The organism is Sphingomonas sabuli (genome assembly GCF_014352855.1).
In the GTDB taxonomy this organism is placed as follows: domain Bacteria; phylum Pseudomonadota; class Alphaproteobacteria; order Sphingomonadales; family Sphingomonadaceae; genus Sphingomicrobium; species Sphingomicrobium sabuli.
This window is the reverse complement of sequence record NZ_CP060697.1, coordinates 520,193-541,183: the sequence shown is the minus strand read 5'-3', so window position 1 is coordinate 541,183 and position 20,991 is coordinate 520,193. Positions and strand designations below refer to the sequence as shown.

Here is a 20,991-nt window from a genome sequence, read left to right as displayed (position 1 = left end):
TATGATGATCGTCCCGAACCGCCTCCGTACCGCCGCCTCGGCGATCGCGATTGCCGCGCTGCTTTCGGGATGCTCGACCGGCGCGTCGCAGACCGCCGGCGCCAAGGTCGAAAAGGAACATGTCGGGCTGGCAATGCGGGCGCAGGCCGCGCTGGCAGCCAACCGGCTTGCCGCCGCGGTCGACTTTGCCGAGCAGGCGGTCGAGCACACGCCCAACGATGCCGGCTTCCGGGCTTTGCTCGGCAATTGCTACTTCGCCGCCGGCCGCTTCGCCTCCGCGGAAGCCGCCTACAGCGATTCGCTGTCCTTGATGCCGCGCCAGCCGCAGGTAATCCTGAAGCTCGCGCTGGTGCAGATCGCGCAGGGCAAGAAGGACGCCGCCGTCGCGGTGCTCGATTCCGCTCGTGGCGCGGTCGATGCGGCCGATTACGGACTGGCCATCGCGCTTGCCGGATATCCGGAAGCGGCGATCGCGGTGCTCGACCCGGCGGCACGCATGAACGACACCGATCCGCGAGTCCGTCAGAACCTCGCGCTGGCCTATGCCTTGTCGGGCGATTGGGCGATGGCCCGCGCGGTCGCCGCGCAGGACGTCCCGGCCGATCAGCTGGACGGCCGGATGCAGCAATGGATGGCGATGACCACGCCGACGCGCGCTTCGGACCAGGTCGCGGCGCTGACCGGCGTTACACCCGCCGTCGACCCGGGCCAGCCGGTCCGGCTCGCGCTCAACGCCCAGCCGTCGGACAAGGCGTATGCGCAGGTCGCTGCCCCGCAACCGCAACTGCAGCCGCTGCCGCAACTGCCGGTGGAAGTGGCGCAAGCGCCGTCGGCGCCGCCGCCCTCGCTGCCGGAACCGATGCCCGCGCCGGCCGAAATGCCGCATGAAGTCGCCAGCATGCTGAGCGAAGAGATCGTTGTCTCGGAGGCAGCGCGGACGCTGCTCCAGGCGCCGCCTGTGGCCGAATTGCAGACCGCTGCATTGCCGCAGCCGGTCAAGGAAGCCGAGCCGGAAGTGCCGCTCGTTGCCGCGTCGGTGCCCGCTCCGGTTCGCGAGCGCCCGGCGAGCTTCGCCAAGAAGCCCGATCACGCGGCCTTTGCGCCGGTCCGCAAGGCCGGAGCCCGCGGCGGGTCGACCTCCGTCGTCCAGCTTGGCGCGTACAGCACGCCGGAGCGGGTTTCCGCAGCATGGGACAAGCTCACCAAGCGCTATCCGGCGCTCGCGGGCTACACGCCGATGCGCGCCAAGTTCAACGGGCCGAAGGGCACCGTGTGGCGTCTGTCGATCAAAGGTTTTGCCTCGCGCAGCGAAGCGGCCACTCGGTGCGAGGTCCTGCGTGGCCGCGGCGGCGCCTGCTTCGTCCGCCAGGTCAACGGCGACGCCCCGGTCCAGCTCGCGTCGCGCTAATCAGCCGGCGAGCAACTCCAGGCAGGCCATCCTGACGGCCACGCCATATTCGACCTGAAGGCCGATCAGCGAGCGGTCCGGGTCGTCCGCCACCGCGCTTTCGATTTCCACGCCGCGGTTCATCGGGCCGGGGTGCATGACCACGGCATTAGGCGCGGCGGTTGCAAATCGGTCGCGGGTCAGGCCGTAACGGGCCAGATATTCCCCCGGCGCGTCGCCCAGATCTTCCTCTAGGCGTTCGCGCTGGACACGCAGCATCATCACCACGTCCGCGTCCGCGATGGCGTCTTCGACGCTGAACGCGCCGTCGCGGTCGTCCGGCATCAGCATCGGCGGGCCCGCCAGCCGCACCTCAGCGCCAAGGCGCGACAGCAATAGGGCATTGGAATGGGCGACGCGGCTGTGGCGGATGTCCCCGACGATCGCGACCTTGAGCCCGTCCAGCTTGCCGAAGTGCGCCCGCATCGTGGCGGCGTCCAGCAGCGCCTGCGTCGGATGTTCGTTGGTGCCGTCGCCGGCGTTGAGCACCGGACAATCCATGATTCCGGCCACGACAGCCGGCGCCTGATTGTCGCCGTGGCGGACCACCAGCGCATCGGGCCGCATCGCGTTGAGCGTGTGCGCCGTGTCGCGCAGCGTTTCGCCCTTCTTCACCGACGATTGTTCCACCGGCAGGGTGACGACGCTGGCGCCCAGGCGGTGCGCGGCGGTGGCAAAGGACATCAACGTCCGGGTCGAGTTTTCGTAGAACAGGTTAAAGACGATCCGCCCGTCCAGCGTCCTGGCCCGTTCGCCGGCGCGGTTGGCGGCAAGGAAAGAATCCGCGCGGTCGAGGACGCGTGCGATCTGGTCGTCGCCAAGGTCGTTGATCGAAAGCAGGTCCACGAAAAGCTCGCTTATTCGTCCGGCGGAAGATTTGCCAGAGCGTCGATGGCGCCCTGCAGGATATGGGCGGCGGCAAGCGCGTCGACCTTTTCCGCGCGGCGGGCGCGGCTGACGTCAGCGGCGATCATCGCCCGTTCCACCGCCTGCGTCGACCAGCGTTCGTCCCACAGCAAGACCGGCAGCTCGAGCGGCGCGAGGTTGCGGGCGAAGGCGCGTACCGATTGGGTCCGCGGGCTGTCGCTGCCGTCCATATTGAGCGGCAGGCCGACGACGACCCCCGCATAGCGTTCCCGGGCCAGCAGGCCACGCAATTGCTCCAGGTCCTTGGTGAATTTTGTACGGCGGATGGTCTCCAGCGGCCCGGCGAAGCTCCACCCGCTGTCGCAACTGGCAACGCCGATGGTCCGGGTTCCGACGTCCAGCCCGGCGAGTTTCCCCGGCCCCCCCAGCGCCGTGACAAAGACCCGCGTGTCGGGGGTAATCAGCGCTGCCAAGCAGTCAGCCTCCGCCGCGCATCCTCGCGGATCGCGCCCCAGAACAGGGCGTAGTCGTAGACGTGGTAGTTGTTGCCGAAGAGGACGAAGGGCCCGAGCGCGGGCAGCATGCCGTCGGCAATCAGCAACCCGCGGGTACAGCGCGCGCCGACCACGCCGGGGTTGAGCGAGGCCGACGTAAAGGTCGCGTCAGGAACCAGCGTGCCGGGGTTGGCAGAGGCCGGAGCAGCGTCGTCGCGCTTGCCGGTGATCGGATTGACGCACAGTACCTGGTCCTGTTGCCGCTCGCCGCCGGCCAGGCTGTCCGCATCCTGCCACTGGCTGAGCAGGACCTGCGGGTTGGGCGGATCGCCGAACGTCATCCACGACAGGACGCAGCCGGTGTCGGCCGGGGCGTTGCAGGCCGGAACGCCGAGCGCGGGCAGGTCGGCGACGGTATCGATCGGCCAGCCGACGACATAAGCGGCGACCAGCCGGTTGCCGAGCTGGGCATGGCGTTCGCGAAGCAGGCGAATGAGGTGCAGCGCGCCCTGGCTATGCCCCGCAAGGACAATCGGTCGGTCTCGCCCGGCCTGTTTGAGGAATTCGTCGAATGCCGCGGAAACATCGCGATAGGCGAGGTCGAGCGCCTGACGCGCATCCTCGGAATCCAGCAGGAAAGCGCCATAAGCCGCCTGGCGGTAGCGCGGCGCCCAGATTTTGCCGACGCCGTTGAACGCCGATGCCTGGCTGCGAACGAACAGATCGTCGCGGCTGGCGCTGTTCGCGTCCCGATAGGGCGCGTTCCAGCGGTCGGTGCGCAAGTAGGTGGTGGGGTGGATGTAGAAGACCGCCGCCTGTCCGGCCGCCCCGTCCGCAGCATAGCCATCCGGGAGCCATCCCGCAGGGTTGCCGGCGATGTCCGGGCGGGCAAGCCACAGGCCGGCATCGGCATAGGCCGGGGGCGCGCTATCGGCCGGCTGCTCGAAATGACCCTTGGGCGTGCCCTGACTGACCAGCGCCTGCCCGCCCCATTGGAAAAAGGCGAAGGCAGCGACCACTGCGAGCAGGGTGAGGACGGTGACGAAAACAAGGAAACGGCGCGCGTACATTGGCCGCGGCGGTTAGGGGCTCGATGCTATCGGGGCAATGGCCTAGCCGTTGAGGGCGGCCTGGACGGCCTTTTCGGCGACGCTGGTGCACTGGCTGTTGCGCACAGTTTCCGGGTTGCCGGGGGTCTTCAGCAGCAATTGGCTCGAGCCATAGTCCGGGCAGGCCTGGACGGATGCCGACTCGCTCCAGAACGCGGGGTTGGCGATGACCGCGTCAAGCTCCGCCGCCTGCTCCGCTTTTAGCGGGGTCCAGCCGGTCGCGGTCGCCTTCAACCAGCCGTCGGCACCCTTCATCAGCAATGCCGCTGGCGGGACGTAGGCGGGCGCCGTTTCACCGGGAGGCGGGGGCGGCAACATACCGGCGAACCGCTTGGCGATCAGCGTGGCGGGGGCGGCGAGCGCTTCGTCCAGCCGCGCCTGGCCGAACCGGTCGGTGGCGGTGACCAGCAGATCGTTGCGAACGTCGCTGAGCGCGGCATCGCCGGGCGTGACCTGCAGCGGCCGATCCGCCGTCACGATCGTCGGCGGGCCTGGTTCGGCTGGCGGAGTGGCGGTGGTGCAGGCGGCGATGGTCGCAAGGACGAAGACGGAAAGGATGGGCAAGCGGATCATGGCGGTGAAAATCGCTTTGGCGGCAAGGAGTTCCCGCAACGCTTGCCGCTACGTGGCGCCACCGCTATCCGGCCCCCGATGTCCGTTTCCCCCGACCAGGTCCGCCATATCGCCAAGCTGGCTCGAATCGCCATGAGCGATGCGGAGCTTGAGCGGCTTGTGCCCGAAATCAACAACATCCTCGGCTGGGTCGAGCAGCTTGGCGAAGTCGACACCGACGGGGTCGAGCCGCTGACCGCCGTGATCGACCAGAAGTTGAGGCTGCGCGACGACGCCGTGACCGACGGCGACAAGCGCGAGGACATCCTCGCCAACGCGCCGGATGCCGAACACGGCTTCTTCGCCGTCCCGAAGGTGATCGAATAGTGTCGGAGCTGACCAACAAGACTATTGCCGAGCTCCGCGACGGCATCGCAGGCGGCAGCTTCAAGGCGCGCGAGGTCGCGGAGGCGTACAATGCAGCGGTCGCCGCCGGTCGCGCGCTCAACGCATACACCGTCGAAACGCCGGACGACGCTCTGGCGGTGGCCGACGCCGCCGACCGGGGGGAGATCACCGGCCCGCTCGCCGGCATTCCGCTGGGTATCAAGGACCTGTTCGCTACCGAAGGCGTGGACACCACGTCGGGCAGCCGCATCCTCAAGGACTTCAAGCCGCGTTACCAGAGCACGGTCGTCGCCAATCTTCGCAAGGCCGGCGCGGGCATGCTCGGCAAGCTCAACATGGACGAATTCGCCATGGGCTCGTCCAACGAGACTAGCGCCTATGGCCCGGTGATCTCGCCGTGGCGGCGCAAGGATGGCAGCAACGCGTCGCTGACTCCGGGCGGCAGCTCGGGCGGGTCTGCTGCGGCGGTGTCCGCGGGCCTCGCGCCCGGCGTGACCGGGACCGACACCGGCGGCTCGATCCGCCAGCCAGCCGCCTTCACAGGCATTTGCGGGATCAAGCCGACGTATGGCCGCTGCTCGCGCTGGGGCATCGTCAGCTTCGCCAGCTCGCTCGATCAGGCTGGGCCGATGGCGAAAACGGTCCGCGATTGCGCGATCATGCTCGAGGCGATGAGCGGGTTCGACCCCAAGGATTCGACCTCGCTGGACGAGCCGGTGCCGCAGTGGGAAGCCGGATTGTCGAGCAATCTCAAAGGAAAGCGCGTCGGTATTCCTAAGGAGTATCGCATTGACGGCGTCCCGGACGAAATCAACGCGCTGTGGGACCGAGGCATCGAATGGCTCAAGGATGCGGGCGCGGAGCCGGTCGAGATCAGCCTGCCGCATACCAAGCATGCGCTGCCGACTTACTACATCATCGCTCCCGCCGAGGCCTCGTCAAACCTCGCCCGCTATGACGGGGTCCGATACGGCCTGCGCGAGGTGCCCGACGGCGGCAATCTCGACGCCATGTATTCCGCCACGCGCGCCGCCGGCTTCGGCGCCGAGGTCAAGCGCCGCATCATGATCGGCACCTACGTGCTGTCGGCCGGCTTCTACGACGCCTATTTCACCAAGGCGCAGCGGGTCCGTGCGCTCATCAAACAGGATTTCCGCAAGGCTTTCGAGCAGTGCGACCTGATCCTGACTCCGACCGCGCCGTCCGCCGCCTTCGGTATCGGCGAAAAGAGCGACGATCCGATCGCCATGTATCTGAACGACGTCTTCGCGGTGCCCGCCAGCCTCGCCGGCCTGCCGGCGATGAGCGTCCCGGGCGGTCTCGACGGGCAGGGGCTGCCGCTCGGCCTGCACCTGATCGGCAACGAGCTGGACGAACAGGGCGTGCTCAACGCTGCCCTGGCAATCGAGGAACGCGCCGGGCCCACTGCGCGGGCGGAGAAGTGGTGGTGAGCGACTATCGCATCAAAGGCGAGACAGGCGAGTGGGAGGTCGTGATCGGCCTCGAGGTTCACGCCCAGATCACCGCCACCGCGTCCAAGCTGTTTTCCGGCGCTGCCACCGCTTTCGGAGCGGAGCCGAATACGCAAGTGTCGCTGATCGACGCGGCGATGCCGGGCATGCTGCCGGTGCCGAACCGGGAGTGCATTCGCCAGGCGGTGCGTACCGGCATGGCGCTGGAAGCGCAGATCAACCGCTGGTCGCGCTTCGACCGCAAGAATTACTTCTACGCGGATCTGCCGCAGGGCTACCAGATCAGCCAGCTTTACCACCCGCTGGTAGGCGAGGGGCAGATCGAGGTCCTGCCCGACGAGCAGGACGAGAGCAGCGCCAAGACCATCGGCATCGAGCGCATCCACGTCGAGCAGGACGCGGGCAAGCTGATGCACGACCAGCACGCGACGATGAGCTATGTCGACCTCAATCGCGCGGGCGTCGCACTGATGGAAATCGTCAGCCGCCCGGACATGCGTTCTCCTGCCGAAGCAGGGGCTTACGTTCGCAAGCTGAGGGCGATCCTGCGCTACGTCGGCTCATGCGACGGCAATATGGAAGAAGGCTCGATGCGTGCCGACGTCAACGTCAGCGTGCGCAAGCCGGGCGAGGAATTCGGCACTCGTACCGAGACCAAGAACGTCAACAGCGTGCGCTTCGTCATGGCCGTGATCGAGCATGAAGCGAAGCGGCAGGTCGAGGTGCTGGAGAGCGGTGGCGAGGTGGTCCAGGAAACCCGCCTGTACGACCCCGACAAGAACGTCACCCGTACCTTGCGGTCGAAGGAAGACGCGCACGATTACCGCTATTTTCCCGACCCCGACCTGCTGCCGCTGGAACTGGACGACGCCTTTCTGGAAGAATGTCGGGCAAGCCTTCCCGAACTGCCTGACGCCAAGCGCAAGCGGTTCGAAGGACTGGGCATCACCCCCTATAATGCCGGCGTGCTGACCGCGGACGTCGACATCGCCCACTGGTTCGACGGGCTGCTGGATACGGGCGCGGAGCCCAAGGCGGCCGCGAACTGGACGGCGTCGGAATTCTTCGGTGCTCTCAACCGCCTCGATAAATCGATCGGCGATAGCCCGGTCAGCCCGGCGCAGGCTGGCGAACTGCTCAAGCTGGTCGGCGACGGCACGCTGTCGGGCAGCCTTGCCAAGCAGGTATTCGAAATCATGCTGGAGACCGGCAAGAGCGCCGGCGAGGTGGTCGAGGAGCGCGGGCTCAAACAGACCAGCGATACTGGTGAGATCGACGCAAGGATCGACGAAATCCTCGCTGCCAACGCCGACAAGGTGGCCGAGTATAAGGGCGGCAAGTTGCCGCTGTTCGGCTTCTTCGTCGGCCAGGTGATGAAGGCGATGGCCGGCAAGGCCAATCCGCAGGTGGTCAACGAACGGTTGCGCGCCAAGCTCGGGTAACGCCCGCCTAGGCTCTTAAAATGCTTGCATTTTTTTACCGACGAACGAAAGTTCGGCGGCAGGGGAGAAGTGCATGCGTAAATCGACGATGGCGATTGCGGTGGCATCGAGCGTCGCGCTCGCCGGCTGCGTCCAGACGCGGCAATATGCGGACCTTCAGTTCACGCCGCCGCAGGGCGACTACAAGCTTCTCGTGCTGCGGCCCGACGTCAGCGTTGGTTCGGTGACCACGGGCGGCATGACCGAGCCGCGCGCGGACTGGACCGAGCAGGCGCGGACCAACATCGTCGCCGCCCTGCGGGCCCAGCAGGCCGAGCGCGGGGGCAAGCTGCTGATTGCCGACCGTCGCAGCGACGTGCCCAACGTAACGCCGGAAACGGTCGCCGAGATCGAGCGGCTCAACTACGTCGTCGATGAATCGATCGTGCTGCACAAATATATGGGCATCCGCCTTCCCAGCAAACGCGGTCGGGCGCTTGAATATACGCTTGGCCAGGAAGCGGTCGATTTCGGCCGCAAGACCGGCTTCGACTACATGCTGTTCCTGCACGCGGAAGACAGTTTCGCGTCCAAGGGCCGCGTGGCCTTGCAGGTGCTGGGCATCGCCGGCTGCTTCGTCGGCTTTTGCGCGCCGAACGTCGGCGGCGGCGGACAGATTGCCTATGCGTCGCTGGTCGACCTGAAGACCGGCGAAGTCGTGTGGTTCAACGTGCTCAAGACCGGCACCCAGGTGGCCGGCATCAACCTTGGCGACATCCGGAAGCCCGAGGGCGCGGCGCAGATGGTGGAGCGGCTGCTTGGTCGGATGAAGCCGGGCAAGGACATCCGCCGGCAGATGAAGGAGCAGGGCTGATGTGCATCCGCTGCGACATCAGCCGGCGCGCGCTGCTCGCCGGCGGCGGAGCGTTGGCGGCCTCGGCCATGACCGGCATCGCCCATGCGCGCATCGATCCGGCGTCGATGGTGCCGCTGATCGGTCCCGGATACCGGCCCACGGACGAGGACGAAAAGGGCCTTTGGCAACAGGTGGAGCGGGTCGAGGAGGAGGTTGCCGGCACCAACCTGCTGATTAAGGACGAGGGCGTCACTGGCTATGTCCGCGACCTGATCGGCAAGGTCGGCGGACCAGCGGCGCAGGACATGCGCATCTATGTCCTCCGTATTCCCGAATTCAACGCGGTGATGTTCCCGACCGGCTTCTCGATCGTCTTTTCCGGACTTCTCCTGCGCATGCGCAACGAAGCGCAGCTGGCCGGCGTGATCGCCCACGAATCGGGCCACTTCCTGCGCCGTCACATGATCCGGCAATGGCGCGACATGCGGCGCAAGAGCGACCTGTTCTCGATCGGCGCGATGGCCGCCGGGATCGGCGGCGCCGGGACCGGGGTCTATCTGGGCGACGTCGTCCAGCTGGCGCAGCTCGGCACCCTGCTGTCGCTGTTCAGCTATAGCCGGACGCTGGAGGCGGAGGCCGACGCGATGGGCGCGCGGCTGATCGCGGAAACCGGCTACGATCCACTGGAAATGTCGAACACGTGGCAGCAGCTGGTGGGCGAGATGGACCGCAGCGCGCGCTACCGCCGCAAGCACCGCGACCGGGGCTACGATTTGTTTTCGACCCACCCGGCGCCGGAAACCCGGATGGCGGACCTGCGCGCCACGGCGGCGGAATTGCGTGTCCCGGGCCGGACTTACGAAACCGGCCGCGCCCGTTACCTGCAGGCGATCGATCCCATCCGGCAGACGATCCTCGACGACCAGGTCAAGCTCAACGACCCGGGCGCCAGTCAATATGTCATCGAGACGCTGGCCCAGGACGGGTGGAACGGCCTGTTGCGCTTTTACGAGGGCGAGGTCTGGCGGCTGCGCAACCGCGACAGCCAGGGTGACTGGCAGCGGGCAGCGCAAAGCTATGCCATCGCCGTCGCCTATCCCGATGCGCCGGCGGAAGCGTTTCGTTGGCATGGCGTGGCGCTGATGAAGGACGGGCGGCGGCCCGAAGCGCGAGCGGCCTTCAATCGCTATCTGGCGATGAAGCCCGATGCGCCGGATGCGCCGCTGGTCCGGCAAATGGCGGCGGGAGGCATGATGTGAAGACGGTGAAGCTTGCCGCGGTGGCGGTTGCCGTTGCGTTGTCCGGGTGCAGCAGCCTGGGTGGCGGCGGGTTCGGCAGCGATTATTATTCGCTGATCCGGGTCAAGGAGGCCAATGTCGGCGACCGGTCGCTGGCGGTGACTCCGCGGCGCGAATGGAATCGGCAGCGCCACTTCCTGTTCGACGATGTGCGCTGGGTGGAAGACTGGACGTTGAACGGCCCGTTGCTCGACGACCTGACCTTCGTCACCGGCTTGCCGCACGGCCGCTATCTCATTCGCACGGACACCCGATCGGCGCAGCAGGTGCCGCGGTTCGACGCGGACATGACCGCGCTGGAAATCACGGCGATGCTGGAAAGCGCCTATCGCGTGCGCGGCGGGGCAATCGACTTCAAGACCCTGTCGATCCAGCCACGGCCGTTCCTAGGCCAGTCCGGCTTCCAGTTCGATTACGAACATCTCGACGGTGACGAACTTTGGCGCAAAGGCAGGGCGGTCGGCGCCGTCATCAACGGACGGCTTTATCTGATCATGCTCGATGCGGCGCGATCGCATTATTACGATGACGCGCTGCCCGATTTCGAAGGGATCGTGGCTTCGGCGCGATTGCGCTAGGCGGTCGGGCTGGCCTGGCTTCCGCCCGGCGCAATCACCGGCTGCTGCGGTGACGGAACGTCGATGTCCGGCGTGGTCACTGGCGTTTCCGCCGGCGGGATCGCGGGACTGGGGGAATCCGGGGCGGGCGTCGGGTCCTGGCCGGGCTGCGGGTCTTCCTGCGGAACGGCGGGGTTATTGGGTCGGTCCTGAATGATCTGTCTCCTCCCGTGCGAAACGCCAGCCCCCGCAGCGGGTTGCAGGCGGCGGGGAAAAGACCGGCACGCTTGCCCAATGGCCGATCCTTGCTATAGGCCCGCCACCTTTCGGGAAGCGTCCGCGCGCGCGTGGCGGAACTGGTAGACGCGCTGGATTTAGGTTCCAGTGTCGCAAGACGTGGGGGTTCGAGCCCCTCCGCGCGCACCATGCCCACGCGCAGGCGTCCTAAACCTGCCGGGCGTGGGCATCGCTGGCTGATAGAATGAGGATAGTGAGAACCGTGACCATCAAGACCGTCGAGACCGAGAACGAAGGCCTGAAGCGCGCCTTCATGCTGACCATCCCGGCAAAGGACATCAGCGCTCGCGTCGACCAGGAAGTGCAGCGGATTGCGCCGCAGGTGCGGATGCAGGGCTTCCGCCCCGGCAAGGTGCCGCCCAACCTGATCAAGAAGATGCACAACGATTCGCTGCAGCGCGACGCGTTGAGCGGTGCGGTTCAGGACGGCGTGCAGAAGCTGCTCCAGGACAACAAGCTGCGGCCGGCGACCCAGCCGCAGGTGATTCTCGACGACGGCTATGAACCGGGCAAGGACGCCGAAGTTCGCGTCAGCCTCGAAGCGCTGCCCGAAATCGGCAAGCCCGACATCAGCGGCCTCAAGCTCGAGCGGCTGTTGATCGAACCCGACAGCAAGGCGGTCGACGAGCAGCTCAAGCGGCTGGTCCAGTCGAACAAGAGCTGGAAGGACGCCGGCAAGTCGCACAAGGCGGCGCAGGGCGACCTCGTGGTCATGGATTTCGAAGGCAAGATCGACGGCACGCCGTTCGACGGCGGCAAGGGCAGCGACATGTCCACCGAGATCGGGTCCGGACAGCTGATCCCGGGCTTCGAAGACCAGCTGGTCGGCGCCAAGGCCGGCGACAACCGCGAAGTAAAGGTCGCTTTTCCCAAGGACTATCCGGCGGAAAAGCTGAAGGGCAAGGACGCGGTCTTCGACGTAACCGTCAAGCAGGTGAAGGTGGCTTCGGACGCCAAGGCGGACGACGATTTCGCCAAGTCGCTTGGCCTCGAAAGCCTCGACCAGCTCAAGACCATCCTCGGCGAGCAGCAGGAGCAGGAGCTTAACGGCCTGACCCGCACGCACATGAAGCGCCGCCTGCTCGATCAGCTGGCCGACCGGGCCGACTTCGACGTCCCGCCGTCGATGGTCGATGCGGAATTCGAAAACATCATGCAGCAGCTTCGTCACGAAGCGACGCATGAAGAGGATCCGGCTGCCGCGCTGAAGGAAATCGAAGGCGATGCCGACGATTATCGCCGCATTGCCGAGCGCCGCGTGCGCCTTGGCCTTCTGCTGTCGGAAATCGGCGCTGCCAACGACATCCAGATCACCGAACAGGAAATGAGCCGGCTCGTGATGCAGGCCGCATCGCAATATCAGGGCCAGGACCGCGAACGCTTCCTGCAATATGTCCAGCAGGAACCGGCCGCCGCCGCCCAGCTGCGTGCCCCGCTGTACGAGGACAAGGTCGTCGACTTCCTGTTCGCGCAGGCTGACGTCAGCGAGCGCAAGGCGACCCGCGCCGAGGTCGAAGCCGACCTTGAGAGCGAGGAAGGCCATGTGCACGGACCGGGCTGCGGCCATGACATTGGCGAGACCAAGGCCAAGTCGGGCGCCAAGGCCAAGAAGCCGGCCGCCAAGGCCAAGCCGGAGAAGCCTGCCAAGGGCGCGGTCGAGAAAGCCGCCGACAAGCCCGAGCCGGCCAAGCCGGTGAAGGACGGCGCCGGCAAGAAGCCGGCGGCCAAGGCGGATGCAAAGGCCCCAGCCAAGGCTTCGGCGGCGAAGGCCGATCCGAAGCCTTCCGCAGCCAAGAAAGCGCCGGCGAAGAAGCCCAAGAAGTAGGGACTGGCAGGGGGAGCAGGGGCCGTGCCATCGCAAGAGCGGATTGCCGTCCTGCTGCCCTGCTATAACGAGGAAGCGACGATCGCCGAGACGGTCGCCGGCTTCCGCTCGGCGCTGCCCGGCGCGACCGTTTACGTCTACGACAACAACAGCTCCGACCGCACCTGCGCGCTGGCCGAAGCCGCGGGCGCGGTCGTCCGTACCGAACGGCAGCAGGGCAAGGGCCATGTCGTCCGGCGCATGTTCGCCGACATAGACGCGGACGTGTACCTGATGGCCGACGGCGACCTGACCTACGATCCGCAATCGGCGCCGGAGATGGTCGCCCTGCTGCTTGACGGCCAATACGACATGGTCGTCGGCACCCGTCGGCACGAGGCGAAGGACGCGTATCGCGGCGGCCACGTGTTGGGGAACAAGCTGTTCACCGGGCTGCTGGCGCGGTTGTTCGGCCGCACCTTCAACGACATCTTTTCGGGCTACCGGATCTTCTCGCGCCGCTTCGTGAAGAGCTTTCCGGTGCTGTCTTCGGGCTTCGAGATCGAGACCGAGATGAGCGTCCACGCGCTGGAACTGCGCATGCCGGTGGGCGAGGTCGAAACCCGCTATCTGGCGCGGCCCGAGGGTTCGGAGTCGAAGCTGTCGACCTATGGCGACGGGTGGCGGATCCTCAAGACCATCGGCACACTCTATCGGGTCGAGCGGCCGGCCCTGTTCTTCGGCAGTATTGCGGCGCTGCTGCTGATCGCGGCGCTGATCCTCTCGATCCCGCTGATCACGACCTACATCGACACCGGCCTGGTGCCGCGTGTTCCGACCGCGATCCTTGTCACCGGCATGACCATCGTCGCCGTGCTTTGCTTCTTCGCCGGACTTATTCTCGACACCGTCACGCGCGGCCGCCGGGAAGTCCGGCGGCTTGCCTATCTGTCCTTCGACGCGCCCGGGCGGGTGGCTTGAACCTTTCGCACATCGGCCCGATGTAGCGTCCAGACCAACATATCAGGACTTTCATAGATCATGGATCATCAGGACATCGTTTCCCAGCTCGTCCCCATCGTCATCGAGCAATCGAACCGCGGCGAGCGCAGCTTCGACATTTATTCGCGGTTGCTAAGGGAACGGATCGTCTTCATCACCGGCGGGATCGAGGACCATATGGCGAGCCTCGTTACCGCCCAGCTGCTCTTCCTCGAGTCCGAGAACCCGAAGAAGGACATCTTCATGTACATCAACTCGCCGGGCGGCGTGGTCACCGCCGGTCTCGCGATCCACGATACGATGCAGTACATCCGGCCGAAGATCGGCACGGTCTGCATCGGCCAGGCCGCGTCGATGGGCAGCTTTCTGCTCGCGGCGGGCGAACCGGGCATGCGCGTCGCCTTGTCGAACAGCCGCATCATGGTCCACCAGCCGTCGGGCGGCGCCCAAGGCATGGCCGCGGACATCGAGATCCAGGCCCGCGAGATCCTGCGCATGCGCAGCCGGTTGAACGCGCTGTACGCCAAGTACACCGGCCAATCGATCGAGGAGATCGAAAAGGCCATGGACCGCGACAAGTTCATGGAAGCCGACGAAGCCAAGGAATTCGGCATCATCGACGAAGTGTTCGAACGGCGGCCGGAATCCGGCGCGGATGCCGGCACCGGCGCGGGCGAAGTTACGCCTAGCTAAGCGACTATCCGGGCGGTCGATTTCTTTCGCCCGGCGCTTGTTTGCACCGCGGTCCACAGCCATATTCTTTACCGAAATGGCACAGCGCGCTGGGGCGTTAACCCAAGCCCAAGCTTGCGCGTTGTATAAATCCGGTTAGCGTGGCCGGTGCGGAACGTCCGCACGCGGCCAAAGTAAGGGACGAGATGACCAAACTATCGGGCAGCGATGGCAAGAGCACGCTCTACTGCTCCTTCTGCGGCAAGTCGCAGCATGAGGTGCGCAAGCTCATTGCCGGGCCGACCGTGTTCATTTGCGATGAATGCGTCGAACTGTGCAACGACATCATCCGCGAGGAATCCAAGTCCGCGCTGGTGAAGACCCGCGATGGCGTTCCGACGCCGGCCGAAATCTGCAAGGTGCTGGACGATTACGTCATCGGCCAGGATCGCGCCAAGCGCGTCCTGTCGGTCGCCGTGCATAATCATTACAAGCGGCTCAATCATGGCGCCAAGACCGGCACCGAGGTCGAGCTGGCCAAGTCGAACATCCTTCTCATCGGCCCGACGGGCTGTGGGAAAACGCTTCTCGCCCAGACGCTTGCGCGCATTCTCGACGTTCCCTTCACAATGGCGGACGCCACCACGCTGACCGAAGCGGGCTATGTCGGCGAGGATGTCGAGAACATCATTCTGAAGCTGCTGCAGGCGTCCGACTACAACGTCGAAAAGGCGCAGCGCGGCATCGTCTACATCGACGAGATCGACAAGATCAGCCGCAAGTCGGACAATCCGTCGATCACTCGCGACGTGTCCGGGGAAGGCGTCCAGCAGGCGTTGCTCAAGCTGATGGAAGGGACCACGGCCAGCGTTCCGCCGCAGGGCGGCCGCAAGCATCCGCAGCAGGAATTTCTCCAGGTCGACACCACCAACATCCTGTTCATTTGCGGCGGCGCCTTCGCGGGCCTGGAAAAGATCATTTCCGACCGCATGGAAGGCAAGTCGATGGGCTTCGGCGCGCATGTCGCGGCGCCCGACGAGCGCAAGACCGGCGAGATTCTCAAGCATTGCGAGCCGGAAGACCTGCTCCGCTTTGGCCTTATCCCGGAATTCATCGGCCGTCTGCCGGTTATCGCGACGCTGGACGACCTCGACGAAGCGGCGCTGATCAAGATCCTGATCGAGCCGAAGAACGCGCTCGTGAAGCAGTATCAGAAGCTGTTCGACATGGAGTCGGTGGAGCTGGCCTTCAGCGACGACGCCCTGAGCGCGGTGGCGCGCAAGGCGATCGATCGCAAGACTGGCGCCCGCGGCCTGCGTTCCATCCTGGAGGGCATCCTGCTCGACACGATGTTCGACCTGCCGTCGATGGACGGCGTCGACGAGGTGCATATCGACCGTGAAGTGGTCGACGCCCGCAAGGACCCGGTTCGAGTCTATGCCAAAAAGGGTAAGACCGGCGACGCTGCGTGACGCCTGACGCCGCCGCGCCGGTACCGATCGGTGCCGGCACGCCCCTGAAGTACCTGCCCAAAGCAATCCGCGTGCCGGAGCATCCGGTACGCGCGATCCTTGTCGGCTGGTTGCTGGCCTTTCCCATCAGCATCGCGCTCTCGGTCGTTGCCGCCAGCCTGTTTCCCGAAGCGTCGCCGCCGTCGTTCAAGGTCGACGGCTTCGTCACGCTGTTTGGGTTGGTAGTGTTCGCGCCGGTAGCCGAAACGCTGATCATGGGCGGGGTGCTACTGGTACTGCTGCTGTTCCTCCCACCGGCCGCCGCGGTCATCGTCAGCGCCGCAGGCTGGGGCATCGCCCATTCGCTGATGACGCCGATCTGGGGACTGGTCATCTGGTGGCCGTTCGTGATTTTCTCGACCCTGTTTGTGACGTGGCGGACGCGGTCCTACTGGCTTGCCTTTGCCGTGCCCGCCGCGACCCACGCGCTGCAAAATCTCATCCCCGCGCTGCTCATCGTCCAGGGCGTGAACATCTAGCGCCGGACTGTCGCACCGCTGCTTGTCCCTGCAGGCGGTGCCGCCCATATAGTCTGCATGACTCGCACTCTCCCGCTTCTGCCGCTTCGCGACATCGTCGTATTCCCGGAGCGTATCGTTCCCCTGTTTGTCGGCCGCGAAAAATCGGTCGCGGCGCTCGAGGCCGCGATGGCCGAGGACAAGCAGCTATTTCTCGTCGCGCAGCTCGATCCGGCGGAGGACGATCCAAGCCGCGACGACCTCTACGACCTTGGAGTCATCGCCACCGCGATGCAGTTGCTCAAGCTGCCCGACGGCACTGTGCGTGTGCTGGTCGAGGGTGCCAGGCGCGCTCGTTTGGTCGGGCTGGAGGAAAGCGATGGCTTCGTCTCGGCGACGGTCGAGGAAGTCGATGAGGAGGAGGCCACCGGGCCCGAAGCCCAGGCACTAATGCGCTCCGTCGTCGAGCAGTTCGAAAATTACGCGAAGCTCAACAAGCGGCTGCCGCCGGAAACCGGCATTCAGCTGGCCGAGCTGGAAAGCCCGTCGGTGCTGGCTGACGCGGTTGCTGCGAACCTGTCGGTCAAGGTTGCCGACAAGCAGGCGATCCTTGGCGAGCTTAATCCGGCGCGCCGGCTGGAAATGGTGTTCGCCTTCATGGAAGGCGAGCTTGGCGTGCTGCAGGTCGAGAAGAAGATCCGCAGCCGCGTGAAGCGCCAGATGGAGAAAACTCAGCGCGAATATTACCTCAACGAGCAGTTGAAGGCGATCCAGCGCGAACTTGGCAATGAAGGCGAAGAAGGCGGCGACGAGCTGCAGGAGCTGGCTGCCAAGATCCGCAAGACCAAGCTGTCGAAGGAAGCTCGCACCCGCGCCACCGCCGAGCTGAAAAAGCTCAAGGCAATGGCCCCGATGTCGGCCGAAGCGACCGTCGCGCGCAATTACCTCGACGTGCTGTTGGGCCTGCCGTGGGGCAAAAAATCCAAGGTGAAGAAAGATATCGCCGAAGCGCAGGCGGTGCTCGACGAGGATCATTACGGGCTGGAAAAGGTCAAGGACCGGATCGTCGAATATCTCGCGGTCCAGGCCCGCACCAACAAGCTGAAGGGCCCGATCCTGTGCCTCGTCGGTCCGCCCGGCGTCGGCAAGACGTCGCTGGGCCGGTCGATCGCCCGCGCGACGGGTCGCGAATTCGTTCGCCAGTCGCTCGGCGGCGTGCGCGACGAAGCCGAAATCCGCGGCCACCGCCGCACCTACATCGGTTCGCTACCGGGCAAGATCATTTCCAACATCCGCAAGGCCGGAACTACCAACCCGCTGTTCCTGCTCGACGAGATCGACAAGCTTGGCCAGGATTTCCGCGGCGATCCCAGCTCGGCTTTGCTGGAAGTGCTCGACCCCGAACAGAACACCCGTTTCCAGGATCATTATCTGGAGCTGGATTACGACCTTAGCGACGTGATGTTCGTCACCACCGCCAATTCGCTCGACATGCCGCAGCCGTTGCTCGACCGCATGGAGATCATCCGGCTGGAGGGTTACACCGAGGACGAAAAGGTGGAGATCGCCAAGCGCCACCTCATCCCCAAGCAGATGGAAGCGCATGGCGTCACCGCGGAGGAGCTGAAGTTCCGCGACGACGGCCTGCGGGCGATGATTCAAAATTACACCCGCGAAGCCGGCGTCCGTACGCTGGAACGCGAACTCGCCAAGGTGGCGCGCAAGTCCCTGCGCCGCATTCTCGAGGGCAAGACCACGACGGTCGAGCTGACCGCGGACAACATTGCCGAATTCCTTGGCGTCCGCCGCTACCGCTATGGCGTCGGCGAGGAAGAGGACCAGATCGGCGCGGTCACCGGCCTGGCCTGGACCGAGGTCGGCGGCGAATTGCTGACCATCGAAGCGGTCACCGTGCCCGGGAAGGGCGAGATCAAGACGACCGGCAAGCTGGGCGACGTGATGAAGGAATCCGTTCAGGCGGCGATGAGCTTCGTCAAGGCGCGCTCGCCCTCGTTCGGGGTCAAGCCGAGCCTGTTCGGCCGCAAGAACATCCACGTCCACTTGCCCGAAGGCGCGGTGCCCAAGGACGGGCCGTCGGCGGGCATCGGCATGGTCACGGCGATGATCTCGACGCTGACCGGCATTCCGGTGCGCCGCGACGTGGCGATGACCGGTGAGGTTACGCTTCGCGGGCGCGTGCTGCCGATCGGCGGCCTGAAGGAGAAACTGCTTGCGGCGCTTCGAGGGGGCATCACCACGGTGCTGATCCCGGCGGAGAATGAAAAGGACCTGGAGGAAATTCCGGCCGCGGTAAAGGAAAGCCTGAAGATCATTCCGGTCAGTCACGTCGACGAGGTCCTGACCCATGCGATGACCGCACCGATGGTTCCGATCGAATGGACCGACGCGGACGAACATGCCGCCGAACCGCCGCTTCCGCCGGGCGAAAATCCCGGCGAGGCGCGCCTGCGTCACTAATCGGCGCAGGGGTTTTGACTTCGGCAACGAGTCTGTGCCTTTAATCTTGAGCGAAGCCGCGCGAGTCCCGGGCGGTCCCATCGGGGAGCAACGATGAATAAGCAGGAACTGATCGGCCATGTCGCGGATCGCGCCGGTCTGAGCCGCAATGACGCGGCGCGGGCGGTCGAAACGATGCTGGAGGTAATCACCTCCGCATTGAAGCGCGGCGACGAGGTCCGGCTGGTCGGGTTCGGCAATTTCTCGGTCACCCGGCGCAAGGCGTCGACCGGGCGAAATCCCCGCACCGGCGAGCCGATGCAGATCAAGCCGACATCGCAGCCCAAGTTCCGGGCGGGCAAGGTTTTGAAAGACGCCGTCCAGTAATCTGGACAGCCGCGCGACCTGTCCCTATTTCCGCCGCTCCCGCAGGGCAGCGGGCGCGTAGCTCAGTGGTAGAGCACACCCTTCACACGGGTGGGGTCGCAGGTTCAATCCCTGCCGCGCCCACCAGCCCCGCCTAGTCCAGATAGGCCGGCTGGAAGCTTCCGATCCGCCGCAATTCGTCTCAATCGCGAAACGGGATTTCGCGGCCGGTGCGCTCGTTCACGCCCTGCCGCAGTACAGGTTGCGGATTTCGTCCCGCAGCATGGCGATCTGTTCACCGTCGAGGGCGATCGCGTCCTTGAGCGACGGTGGGCCGGGCCAGCCCGTGTCGGCGAATGTCAAAGTCTTCCACTGCCGTGCCGCTTCGTAGCGCGGGATGACATGGAAATGGACGTTGGGATCGACCATCATTAGCATCAGGTAATTGATACGCTCGTACTGGCAGAAAGAGCGCAGTGCAGCTTCGATCCTGCGCACCGCCTCGCCCTGTTCCGCGAAGGCTTCGGCCGGCAGATCCCCATAAGCTATGACATCCGACTTTGCGGCGAGGATGAGGGAGCCCAGTGTCACCTGCGCCGGTCGAAGCAGCACGGCCCAATGCTCCAACTCCGCGATCAGCGTGTCGGGATAGCCGAATTTCTCCATTGTCGCGTTGGCCATGAGCACTCCGTTCGGGTTGCGTTCAGCGGTCGCCGACCCTAAGGAGCGCGCGCGCTTTGGGGAACCTCGCACGGGACCTTAGTCGGCGCGTCGTGGCGATCGTAGCTCAGCTGGTTAGAGCACTGGTTTGTGGTACCAGGGGTCGGGGGTTCAAGTCCCCTCGGTCGCCCCATCATTTTTCTCAAGCGGGACCGTTCCGGACAAATGAATACGCCTTGGGGTTACCCCGATTTCGACGCGCATGAAGTGGTCCATTTCGTCAGTGAGCCGGAGTCCGGCCTGTGTGCGATTATCGCCATCCATTCGACCCATCTCGGCCCGGCCGCGGGCGGTGCGCGTTTCTGGCACTATGACAATCCGTCCGACGCCCTGACCGACGCCCTGCGCCTGTCGCGCGGGATGAGCTACAAGAACGCCATGGCCGGCCTCGCCCTTGGCGGCGGCAAGTCCGTCATCCTGGCGCCCGCCGACCGCCAGAAGGGCCCTGAGTTGCTTGCCGCGTTCGGCAAGGCGGTCGAGGGCCTGGGAGGCCGTTATGTCACCGCCGAAGACGTCGGCATGAGCGTTACCGACATGGTCGACGTCCGCCGCCAGACGCAATACGTCGCCGGGCTTCCGACCGAAGGCAGCGACGTCGGCGGCGATCCCGGTCCGCACACCTCGCTGGGCGTGTTCCTGGGCTTGAAGGCGGCGGTAAAGCGCGCGCTCGGCAAGGACAGCGTCGACGGCCTGCACATTGCCATGCAAGGCGCCGGCAGCGTTGCCGGGGGCGTTGCCATGCACGCAGCGGCCGAAGGTGCGCGGCTGTCGATCGCGGATATCGATGCGGCCAAGGCCAAGGCGCTGGCCGACAAGGTCGACGGCGAAGTGGTCGCGACCGACGACGTGCTGTTCCTCGACGCGGACGTCGTCAGCCCCAATGCACTCGGCGCGATCCTGACCGAAGAGTCCATCGCCCGGTTGAAGACGCCGATCGTCGCCGGCGGCGCCAACAATCAGCTGGCAACGCCGGAGGACGGCCAGCGGCTTGCCAAGCGGGGCATCCTGTACGCGCCCGATTACGTCATCAACGCCGGCGGCATCATCAACGTATGCACCGAATATCTTGCCGACGGTGACGCCAGCTTGGTGCGCGAGCGTATCGAAGGCATCCCGACCCGGCTCGAGCAGATCTGGACGGAAAGCGCCGCCAGCGCCCGCGACCCGGCAGCGGTTGCCGATGCCATGGCCCAGCGCCTGATCGGCAGGGGTTAGCGCCACTC

The 20,991-nt window shown here is 65.6% G+C and carries 20 protein-coding genes and 3 tRNA genes; 18 read left to right on the top strand and 5 right to left on the bottom strand.

What is annotated here, in order from left to right:
- Position 1 precedes the first annotated feature (1 nt).
- Positions 2-1,408, top strand: a complete 1,407-nt coding sequence (locus H8M03_RS02740; protein WP_187480234.1) for an SPOR domain-containing protein — start codon at positions 2-4, stop codon at positions 1,406-1,408.
- On the opposite strand, the gene H8M03_RS02735 is transcribed toward H8M03_RS02740, so the two are convergent.
- From H8M03_RS02735 to H8M03_RS02720, 4 genes are read right to left on the bottom strand one after another with little or no spacing between them, the layout of a single operon-like run.
- Positions 1,409-2,293, bottom strand: coding sequence for an aspartate carbamoyltransferase catalytic subunit (locus tag H8M03_RS02735; RefSeq protein WP_246449013.1), 885 nt, complete (start codon positions 2,291-2,293; stop codon positions 1,409-1,411).
- Positions 2,294-2,304: 11 nt separating this feature from the next.
- The gene (gene ruvX, locus H8M03_RS02730; RefSeq protein WP_246449152.1) at positions 2,305-2,778 is read right to left on the bottom strand and encodes a Holliday junction resolvase RuvX; all 474 of its coding nucleotides are present in this window, start codon (positions 2,776-2,778) and stop codon (positions 2,305-2,307) included.
- Positions 2,775-3,878, bottom strand: a complete 1,104-nt coding sequence (locus H8M03_RS02725) for a DUF3089 domain-containing protein (RefSeq protein WP_187480232.1) — start codon at positions 3,876-3,878, stop codon at positions 2,775-2,777. The genes ruvX and H8M03_RS02725 overlap by 4 nt, the downstream gene beginning before the upstream one ends.
- 42 nt (positions 3,879-3,920) lie before the next feature.
- Positions 3,921-4,481, bottom strand: a complete 561-nt coding sequence (locus H8M03_RS02720; protein ID WP_187480231.1) for a hypothetical protein — start codon at positions 4,479-4,481, stop codon at positions 3,921-3,923.
- An 87-nt stretch (positions 4,482-4,568) separates the two neighbouring features.
- On the opposite strand from H8M03_RS02720, the gene gatC reads away from it, so the two are divergent.
- The 15 genes from gatC to H8M03_RS02645 all read left to right on the top strand — a co-directional run bounded on the left by gatC (position 4,569) and on the right by H8M03_RS02645 (position 19,195).
- A complete protein-coding gene (gatC, locus tag H8M03_RS02715; protein ID WP_187480230.1) occupies positions 4,569-4,856 on the top strand; it encodes an Asp-tRNA(Asn)/Glu-tRNA(Gln) amidotransferase subunit GatC in 288 nt (95 codons plus the stop codon).
- Positions 4,856-6,328, top strand: a complete 1,473-nt coding sequence (gene gatA / locus H8M03_RS02710) for an Asp-tRNA(Asn)/Glu-tRNA(Gln) amidotransferase subunit GatA (protein ID WP_187480229.1) — start codon at positions 4,856-4,858, stop codon at positions 6,326-6,328. The genes gatC and gatA overlap by 1 nt, the downstream gene beginning before the upstream one ends.
- Entirely contained in the window at positions 6,325-7,791 is a 1,467-nt protein-coding gene (gatB, locus tag H8M03_RS02705) for an Asp-tRNA(Asn)/Glu-tRNA(Gln) amidotransferase subunit GatB (protein WP_187480228.1), read from the top strand. Before gatA ends, gatB begins: the two co-directional genes overlap by 4 nt.
- A 73-nt stretch (positions 7,792-7,864) precedes the next feature.
- On the top strand, positions 7,865-8,644 hold the full coding sequence (locus H8M03_RS02700; RefSeq protein WP_187480227.1) for a hypothetical protein: 780 nt from the start codon (positions 7,865-7,867) through the stop codon (positions 8,642-8,644).
- Positions 8,644-9,885, top strand: coding sequence for a M48 family metallopeptidase (locus H8M03_RS02695; protein WP_187480226.1), 1,242 nt, complete (start codon positions 8,644-8,646; stop codon positions 9,883-9,885). Before H8M03_RS02700 ends, H8M03_RS02695 begins: the two co-directional genes overlap by 1 nt.
- The gene (locus tag H8M03_RS02690; protein ID WP_187480225.1) at positions 9,882-10,502 is read left to right on the top strand and encodes a hypothetical protein; all 621 of its coding nucleotides are present in this window, start codon (positions 9,882-9,884) and stop codon (positions 10,500-10,502) included. Before H8M03_RS02695 ends, H8M03_RS02690 begins: the two co-directional genes overlap by 4 nt.
- A 320-nt stretch (positions 10,503-10,822) precedes the next feature.
- Positions 10,823-10,907 (top strand) — tRNA-Leu (locus H8M03_RS02685).
- A gap of 79 nt (positions 10,908-10,986) precedes the next feature.
- Positions 10,987-12,603, top strand: a complete 1,617-nt coding sequence (gene tig / locus H8M03_RS02680) for a trigger factor (protein ID WP_187480919.1) — start codon at positions 10,987-10,989, stop codon at positions 12,601-12,603.
- Between the two features lie 24 nt (positions 12,604-12,627).
- Positions 12,628-13,563, top strand: coding sequence for a glycosyltransferase family 2 protein (locus H8M03_RS02675; protein WP_246449011.1), 936 nt, complete (start codon positions 12,628-12,630; stop codon positions 13,561-13,563).
- 60 nt (positions 13,564-13,623) lie between these two features.
- A complete protein-coding gene (gene clpP, locus H8M03_RS02670) occupies positions 13,624-14,277 on the top strand; it encodes an ATP-dependent Clp endopeptidase proteolytic subunit ClpP (RefSeq protein ID WP_187480224.1) in 654 nt (217 codons plus the stop codon).
- A 185-nt stretch (positions 14,278-14,462) separates the two neighbouring features.
- Positions 14,463-15,728, top strand: a complete 1,266-nt coding sequence (clpX, locus tag H8M03_RS02665) for an ATP-dependent Clp protease ATP-binding subunit ClpX (protein WP_187480223.1) — start codon at positions 14,463-14,465, stop codon at positions 15,726-15,728.
- On the top strand, positions 15,725-16,246 hold the full coding sequence (locus H8M03_RS02660; protein ID WP_187480222.1) for a CPBP family glutamic-type intramembrane protease: 522 nt from the start codon (positions 15,725-15,727) through the stop codon (positions 16,244-16,246). Before clpX ends, H8M03_RS02660 begins: the two co-directional genes overlap by 4 nt.
- A gap of 57 nt (positions 16,247-16,303) precedes the next feature.
- Positions 16,304-18,703, top strand: a complete 2,400-nt coding sequence (lon, locus tag H8M03_RS02655; RefSeq protein ID WP_187480221.1) for an endopeptidase La — start codon at positions 16,304-16,306, stop codon at positions 18,701-18,703.
- 93 nt (positions 18,704-18,796) lie between these two features.
- Entirely contained in the window at positions 18,797-19,069 is a 273-nt protein-coding gene (locus H8M03_RS02650) for an HU family DNA-binding protein (protein ID WP_187480220.1), read from the top strand.
- 51 nt (positions 19,070-19,120) lie between these two features.
- A tRNA-Val gene (locus H8M03_RS02645) sits at positions 19,121-19,195 on the top strand.
- 93 nt (positions 19,196-19,288) lie between these two features.
- Here H8M03_RS02645 and H8M03_RS02640 read toward each other — a convergent pair.
- Complete coding sequence (locus H8M03_RS02640) at positions 19,289-19,729, bottom strand: HIT family protein (RefSeq protein WP_187480219.1); 441 nt, start codon at positions 19,727-19,729, stop codon at positions 19,289-19,291.
- 95 nt (positions 19,730-19,824) lie between these two features.
- On the opposite strand from H8M03_RS02640, the gene H8M03_RS02635 reads away from it, so the two are divergent.
- Positions 19,825-19,901: transfer RNA gene (locus H8M03_RS02635), tRNA-His, on the top strand.
- 32 nt (positions 19,902-19,933) lie between these two features.
- The gene (locus tag H8M03_RS02630) at positions 19,934-20,983 is read left to right on the top strand and encodes a Glu/Leu/Phe/Val family dehydrogenase (protein ID WP_187480218.1); all 1,050 of its coding nucleotides are present in this window, start codon (positions 19,934-19,936) and stop codon (positions 20,981-20,983) included.
- The last annotated feature ends 8 nt before the right edge of the window (positions 20,984-20,991 follow it).

Excerpts from the sequence above, each read along its gene's own strand:
- H8M03_RS02740 (WP_187480234.1), top strand. The coding sequence starts at position 2 with ATGATGATCGTCCCGAACCGCCTCCGTACCGCCGCCTCGGCGATCGCG.
- H8M03_RS02725 (WP_187480232.1), bottom strand. The coding sequence starts at position 3,878 with ATGTACGCGCGCCGTTTCCTTGTTTTCGTCACCGTCCTCACCCTGCTC.
- gatC (WP_187480230.1), top strand. The coding sequence starts at position 4,569 with ATGTCCGTTTCCCCCGACCAGGTCCGCCATATCGCCAAGCTGGCTCGA.
- H8M03_RS02700 (WP_187480227.1), top strand. The coding sequence starts at position 7,865 with ATGCGTAAATCGACGATGGCGATTGCGGTGGCATCGAGCGTCGCGCTC.
- H8M03_RS02695 (WP_187480226.1), top strand. The coding sequence starts at position 8,644 with ATGTGCATCCGCTGCGACATCAGCCGGCGCGCGCTGCTCGCCGGCGGC.
- clpP (WP_187480224.1), top strand. The coding sequence starts at position 13,624 with ATGGATCATCAGGACATCGTTTCCCAGCTCGTCCCCATCGTCATCGAG.
- clpX (WP_187480223.1), top strand. The coding sequence starts at position 14,463 with ATGACCAAACTATCGGGCAGCGATGGCAAGAGCACGCTCTACTGCTCC.
- lon (WP_187480221.1), top strand. The coding sequence starts at position 16,304 with ATGACTCGCACTCTCCCGCTTCTGCCGCTTCGCGACATCGTCGTATTC.
- H8M03_RS02650 (WP_187480220.1), top strand. The coding sequence starts at position 18,797 with ATGAATAAGCAGGAACTGATCGGCCATGTCGCGGATCGCGCCGGTCTG.
- H8M03_RS02640 (WP_187480219.1), bottom strand. The coding sequence starts at position 19,729 with ATGGCCAACGCGACAATGGAGAAATTCGGCTATCCCGACACGCTGATC.
- H8M03_RS02630 (WP_187480218.1), top strand. The coding sequence starts at position 19,934 with ATGAATACGCCTTGGGGTTACCCCGATTTCGACGCGCATGAAGTGGTC.